The 6850-nt window shown below is 27.1% G+C and carries 8 protein-coding genes; all 8 read left to right on the top strand.

The features are described from left to right. The first annotated feature begins 82 nt into the window (after positions 1–82). The 8 genes from I4V63_RS07100 (at position 83) to I4V63_RS07065 (ending at position 6399) form a co-directional block, all read left to right on the top strand. On the top strand, positions 83–499 hold the full coding sequence (locus tag I4V63_RS07100) for a flavodoxin (protein ID WP_196000594.1): 417 nt from the start codon (positions 83–85) through the stop codon (positions 497–499). After that, a complete protein-coding gene (locus tag I4V63_RS07095; RefSeq protein WP_347707727.1) occupies positions 463–1146 on the top strand; it encodes a DUF3793 family protein in 684 nt (227 codons plus the stop codon). The genes I4V63_RS07100 and I4V63_RS07095 overlap by 37 nt, the downstream gene beginning before the upstream one ends. 20 nt (positions 1147–1166) lie before the next feature. Continuing rightward, the gene (locus I4V63_RS07090) at positions 1167–1451 is read left to right on the top strand and encodes a DUF2325 domain-containing protein (protein WP_196000593.1); all 285 of its coding nucleotides are present in this window, start codon (positions 1167–1169) and stop codon (positions 1449–1451) included. Between the two features lie 195 nt (positions 1452–1646). Further along, positions 1647–3446 (top strand): ABC transporter ATP-binding protein/permease, encoded by a 1800-nt coding sequence (locus tag I4V63_RS07085; RefSeq protein WP_196000592.1) that lies wholly within the window; start codon positions 1647–1649, stop codon positions 3444–3446. A 1-nt stretch (position 3447) separates the two neighbouring features. After that, complete coding sequence (locus I4V63_RS07080; RefSeq protein ID WP_196000591.1) at positions 3448–5118, top strand: ABC transporter ATP-binding protein; 1671 nt, start codon at positions 3448–3450, stop codon at positions 5116–5118. Positions 5119–5254: 136 nt separating this feature from the next. Continuing rightward, positions 5255–5554, top strand: coding sequence for a nitrous oxide-stimulated promoter family protein (locus I4V63_RS07075; protein WP_196000590.1), 300 nt, complete (start codon positions 5255–5257; stop codon positions 5552–5554). Positions 5555–5616: 62 nt separating this feature from the next. Further along, complete coding sequence (locus I4V63_RS07070) at positions 5617–6033, top strand: YbaN family protein (protein ID WP_196000589.1); 417 nt, start codon at positions 5617–5619, stop codon at positions 6031–6033. Positions 6034–6078: 45 nt separating this feature from the next. Beyond that, entirely contained in the window at positions 6079–6399 is a 321-nt protein-coding gene (locus tag I4V63_RS07065; protein ID WP_196000588.1) for a hypothetical protein, read from the top strand. Positions 6400–6850 lie beyond the last annotated feature (451 nt).

Below are 6850 nucleotides of genomic sequence, written 5' to 3'. Positions count from 1 at the left end.
ATATATATTGACAAATAAATGGTAATGATATAGTATAATAATTAAATGAGAATGAATATCAATATTATTTAGGAGGAGAGGAATGAAGATAGTTTATTATTCAGGTACAGGGAATACTGAGAAAATGGCAAATTTAATTGCAAAAGGTATTGAAAGTGAAGGAAAAGATGTAGAAGTAGTTAATGTTTCTGCTGCTGGATTAGATATTTTTGATAATGAAGATGTTGTAGTATTAGGATGCCCTGCTATGGGAGATGAGGTTTTAGAAGAAGGTGAATTTGAACCTTTTATTGACGGAATATCTTCTAAGCTTTCTGGTAAAAAAGTTGCTTTATTTGGATCATATGGATGGGGTGATGGCCAATGGATGAGAGATTGGCAAGAAAGAATGGAATCTTTAGGTTGTACATTAATTGATGATGGTTTAATTATTAATTATGAACCAGAAGATGAATCTTCTGAGTGCGTAAATTTTGGAATTCAAATAGCAAAGGTATAGTACAAGGCTTGAAGCAAGTAGAGTTTTATAAAAGTCTTTCTAAAATGGGAGATAGAGAGTGCATTGAAAAATTTTTAATTTACAATGCCTCTCTGGTAATATCAGGAGTAAAACCATCAGCAACTGTTACTATAAAAAAAGATAATGACAACCTATATGATAAATGGATAAAGTATGGAATAGGCTTTTTAAAGAAAATTGATATTCAATATATAAATTTGAGAGAGTGTGATAATGCATTAATTATACTAATATATAATGAAAAGAAATTAGAGAATTATGTATTAAGAAAAGAAAATAAAGAATTTTTATTGCAATTAGGATATTGTAATAAAGGAGATATTAATGATCATTTATTAAATTTAAAAGAAAGATACAAAAAGTTTAATTGTCCGCATGAATTAGGAGTATTTTTAGGCTTTCCATTAAATGATGTTAAAGATTTTATGAATTGTAAAGAAAAGAAATGTTTAACTTGTGGATATTGGCTTGTATACAATGATTTACAGGAAGCGAAGAAAACTTTTTATAAATATGACAAAATAAAAGAACATACAGTAAGTTATATATTAAAGGGGACTTCATCCTATAAAGTAGCTTGCAACATAAAGAGTTTATTTAATGAATTAGAAAGTATCAATATATAGAGGAAGAAAGGAGAAATAAGATGAGTGTAGTTATTGTTGGTGGTCATGATAAAATGAGCAAAGAGTATATTAAGATATGTAAGAAATATAATTGTAAAGCAAAAGTTTTTACTCAAATGGAAACCGGGTTAAAAGATAAAATAGGAATGCCAGATGCCGTAATATTATTAACAGATGTTGTATCACATAAACTTGTATTAACAGCAAAGAGAGAAGCTGATAAAAAAAATATTATGGTTATAAGAAATCATAAAAGTACAGTAAATGCAGTGGAGTCACTTATAAAGCAAATGGTATTAAATTAAAAGAGTTGAATATGGTAATTATATATATGAGGTTCCTCTAGTTATAATTAATAGTTATATATAGAGGAATTTTTATTTTTTGTAAAAAACTATTGAAAATACTTATCAATTAGGTTATAGTGATTTAAGTGATAATAAAAATCAGTTGAAATAATATTTCAAGTGATTTAAGTATTCAAAGGAGGAAATGATATTATGATGATTAATAAAAGGTTGATAAACCTTTGTAAAGAGTCAAAAAAGTATATAGCTTTAACTATATTAGTAAATTGGATTGCAGTTTTATGTAATATTATTACCATAATATTAATAGGTCAATTTATTAATAAAATTTATGTTGGCCAAAGATTAGACCTTGATGGTAATAATATTTTAGGTGCTATGATGGAATTCAATGTTTGGGGACAAGTGTCATTGTTAGCAGCGATTGTAATAATAGCAATTTTATTAAGTGTTAGATATTCTTGTAATATTTTATATGCTAAATTTTCAAATGCAGCATCAGCAAATGCAAGAGTAACATTAAGAGAACTTATTTATAAAAAATTACTAAAATTAGGAACAGGTTATACTTCTGTTGAAAGTACATCAGCAGTAGTTCAAGTATCGGTTGAGGGAATTGAACAACTTGAAATATATTTTGGGAAGTATTTATCTCAATTTTTCTATGCGCTTTTAGTTCCAGTAACGTTATTTGTATTTATGAGTTTTATATCATTTAAAGCGGCAGTAGTGTTTATACTTTGTGTACCACTTATTCCAGTATCAATTATTGCAATAATGAAAATTGCTAAGAGAATATTAAAAGATTATTGGAAGTCTTATTCAGATTTAGGTGGAACATTCTTAGAAAATCTTCAAGGGTTAACTACATTAAAAGTATTTAATATTGATGAAGAACGTCATGAAAAAATGAATGTAGAAGCAGAAAAGTTTAGAAAAATAACAATGAAAGTTTTAAGTATGCAGCTTAATTCTATTACAATAATGGATTTAGTAGCATTTGGTGGAGCTGCTGCAGGAACTATAGTTGCATTAATTCAATTTAAAAATGGACAAATTCCAGTAGGAAGCTTACTTATAATAATTCTACTTTCATCTGAATTCTTTATACCACTTAGATTATTAGGTTCATACTTCCATATAGCTATGAATGGTATGGCAGCAAGCGATAGAATGTTTGGTATTTTAGATGCAGAAGAAAGACAAAAAGATGTTGAAACAAATGAAGATATTAAATTAGAGGAAGTTAGAGTTAGTTTAAAAAATGTTGATTTTAGTTATGATGGTGAAAGAGAAGTATTAAAGAATATTAATATGGATATTACACCAGGTGGATTAGTTGCAATAGTTGGGGAAAGTGGTTCTGGTAAGAGTACAATTGCATCACTTATTTTAAATAATCATAAAGTAACTAAGGGAGAAATTGATATTAATGATACAAATATAGAAAAAGTATCATTAGATAATATTTATGGAAATATAGCATTAGTTTCTACTAACAGTTACATTTTTAATGGAACTATTTTAGATAATTTAATAATGGCTAAAAAGGATGCTTCTGAAGAGGAAATAAACAATGCATTAAAGACTGCAAGATTATATGACTTTGTAAAAGGGTTAAAAGATGGATTATTAACTGATGTAGGTCAAGCTGGTAGTGCATTGTCTGGTGGACAAAAACAAAGATTAGCACTAGCAAGAGTTATTTTAGCTGATAGGCCAATGATTATATTTGATGAAGCAACTTCTAATATAGATGTTGAAAGTGAAGAAAGTATTTGGGAAGCCATTTATGAGCTTTCTAAGGACAAAACTATATTAGTAATTTCACATAGATTAGCTAACGTGACAGAAGCTAAAAATATCTATGTTATGAATAAAGGGATTTTAGTTGAAAATGGAACTCATGATGAATTAATGAAAAATGAATCATGCTACTATGAGATGGTTAATAAACAAAATGAATTAGAAATGATAAGGGAGGTTTGCTAATATGAAAAGAAGATCAGGCTTCCAAATAATGAAGAGATTAATTGTTGAGTTAAAACCATTAGCTCCAATTATGGCAATAACTATAAGCATGGGGGTTGTTGGTTTCTTAGCTGCAATAGCAATAGCAAGCTTTGGGGCAATAGCTATAGGAGCTTTTATAGGAGATATTACATTTATAAGCTTTACTGGAGCAATGGTAGTTATGGCAGTAAGTGCAGTTTTAAGAGGATTCCTAAGATATGGAGAACAATTATCAGGACATTATATTGCATTTAAAATACTTTATATATTAAGAGATAAGATATTTGCTAAACTTAGAAAATTAGCTCCTGCAAAATTAGAAGGTCAGGAAAAAGGAAATCTTATATCATTAATTACTTCTGATATAGAACTTTTAGAAGTTTTCTATGCTCATACTATAGCTCCAATATCAATTGCAATAATAACAAACACTATTATTTCAATAATACTATATGTTATAAATCCATGGTTTGGAGTATTATCAGTTATATTCTTCTTAATTGTTGGATTTGTAATACCATATGCCTCTTCAAGTTTAGGTAAAGAAGCTGGAGTTAGATATAGAAATATGTTTGGTGAATGTAATAATTATATACTTGATTCATTAAGAGGATTAAAGGAAGTTTTATTATTTAAATCTGGTGATGAAAGATTAAGTGAAATTAATTCAAAATCACATAGAATAAATGAAAGCCTTGATAAAATTAAAGAACATGAAGGTATAATAAGAGCTATTACAGATTTAACTATAATGATTGCAATATTAACTTTTGTTGGTGTTGGATTTGCACAATATTCAATTGGAAATATATCATTTACATGGATGCTTGTTGGAATAGTAATAATAGCATCATCATTTGGTCCAGTAGTTGCTTTAAGTAACCTTTCAAATACATTACTTCAAACTTTTGCTTGTGCAGAAAGATTATTTGATTTAATTGATGAGGAACCACATGTAGAAGAAGTAGCAGATGGACATGAAATAAAGGGTGAATCAATAGCATATGATAATGTAACATTCTCTTATCCTAATAGAAAAGAAAAGATTTTTGATACGGCATCAGTTGATATTAAAAAGGGTGATAAAATTGCACTTATTGGTGAAAGTGGAATAGGTAAGAGTACATTTGTTAAGCTTATGATGAGATTCTGGGATGTTAATGAAGGAAAAATTAATCTTGATGATAAGAATATTAAAGAGGTTAATACAGCATCACTTAGAAATAGTCAAACTTTAGTAAGTCAAGAAACATATTTATTTAATGAATCTATATTAGATAATATAAAGATAGGAAATCCAAAAGCTTCGAAAGAAGAAGTTATAGAAGCAGCTAAAATGGCATCTATACATGACTTTATTGAAACTTTACCTAATGGATATGATACAAAAGTTGGAGAGCTTGGAGGAAACCTTTCTTCTGGTGAAAAACAAAGAATAGGGTTAGCAAGAGCATTTTTAAGTAATGGAGATGTTTTAATTTTAGATGAACCTACAAGTAATTTAGATACGTTAAATGAAGGTGAAATATTAAAATCAATAAAGGAAAACTGTGAAGATAAAACAATAGTACTTATTTCGCATAGAAAATCAACAACTGCTGTTTGTAATAAGACTTATAAGCTTGAAAATAGCAAGTTAGTAGTAAGCTAATTAAAAGAAAGGCTGTATTGCTATGTAATATGAACATACTTGAAAAAGTGGGCAAAGGTTCATAGTTAACAGATACAGCCTTTTATTAGAAAATATATGATAATGATTATCATTTGTATGTTGGGAGAAAATTTATATGGGGAAAATTGATAGGGAAAAAAAGACTATAAAGCTAATGATAGATATATACTGTCAAAAGAAGCATGGTAATAAGAAAGGTGAGCTTTGTGAAGAATGTGCAGAGTTATTAGAATATGCACATAAAAGACTAAGTTTTTGTAAGTTTGGAGAGAATAAATCAACTTGCTCAAGATGTCCAATTCATTGTTATAAAAAGGACATGAAGGAAAAAGTTAAAGAAGTAATGAGGTTCTCAGGACCAAGACTTATTATCTATAATCCTCTTGAACTTATTAGACATGCATTAAATAAGTAGTGGGTATTATCAAATTATAAAGATTAGGAAATAGAAAATTAATAATTTAAAGGGGAGTAAACATGAATAAGGCAAAGAAGTATTTTTATATAATTTTAGGATTTTTAGCACTTGGAATAGGTCTTATAGGCGTAATATTACCTATATTACCAACAACACCATTTTTATTAGTAACATCATTTTGTTTTGCAAAGGGATCTGAGAGATTTCATACTTGGTTTACAAATTCTAATATTTATAAGAAACATCTAGAAAGTTTTGTTAAAGAAAGAGCTATGACACTAAAGCAAAAGGTTGTGTTATTAAGTTTTGTCAATTTTATGTTGGCGTTTCCTTTAATATTAGTGGATGTATTACCTATGAGAATAACTATTATTGTATTAATAATAATTAAATTGTATTATTTTATATTTAAGGTTAGAACAATTTCTCCAGAAGAAAAGAAAGCTATGGAAGCTTCAAAAGGAGAAATTGCTTAGAATAATATAAATTATTTATAAAAGAGAAAGTAGGAAGTTGTCACAATGGAAAGAATATCATCTATGTTTTTTTGCTTATCATTATTAATTTATTATATATTAAAATTATTTAAGGTAAAAAAGAGTATATGTTTAAAAACACATATAGTTTTAGGAAGTATATCAGTTTTAGCTATGATAGCTGAATTGGTTTTAAGAGTTGGGCAAGAAGGATTTATAAAGTATATTGGTTTTGCAGTTATTATGATCGTAATTGGAATAACTGGAGTCATGATGAAAAATAACTATAAATTATATAAGAAAATTCATATTGTATTTACTATAGGATTTTTCATATATTTACCTATAGCTATTAAATTTTTATAATTAATAAAAAATAATATTATAAATTATTATAGGCTTTACAAGTAAGTAAAGTCTTTTTTGTCGTGTTTGTGATTTATATAATAAAAAATTGGTAATGCTTATTTAATGAGGTGTTGCTCAAGTGAATATAAGTAAATATAAGGATTTTAATAATCCGTTAGTATATATTTTTATTACATTTATATTATCGTCTATTTCATATGAAGCATATAGCAAAAATAAGTTTATTGGAATTTTTTATATAGGTAGCTTTTTTGCATTTATATTATATTTTAAGGGGATACAAATAACCATAGTAATCTTTTTATTTTTTATAGTGTCTTTAAATAATAATATATGGTTTTATTCTTATATACCTAAGGATATAGAGGTTATTAGAATAACTAGTATTAATAATAACTATTATGCTAAAGGAGAAGTTAACGGGCGTATAATCAATTTGTCTAATATT

The organism is Clostridium sp. 1001271B_151109_B4, from assembly GCF_015670405.1.
GTDB lineage: Bacteria > Bacillota > Clostridia > Clostridiales > Clostridiaceae > Clostridium.
The sequence above is the reverse complement of the archived record's forward strand: the minus strand, read 5'-3'. Positions and strand labels throughout refer to the sequence as shown.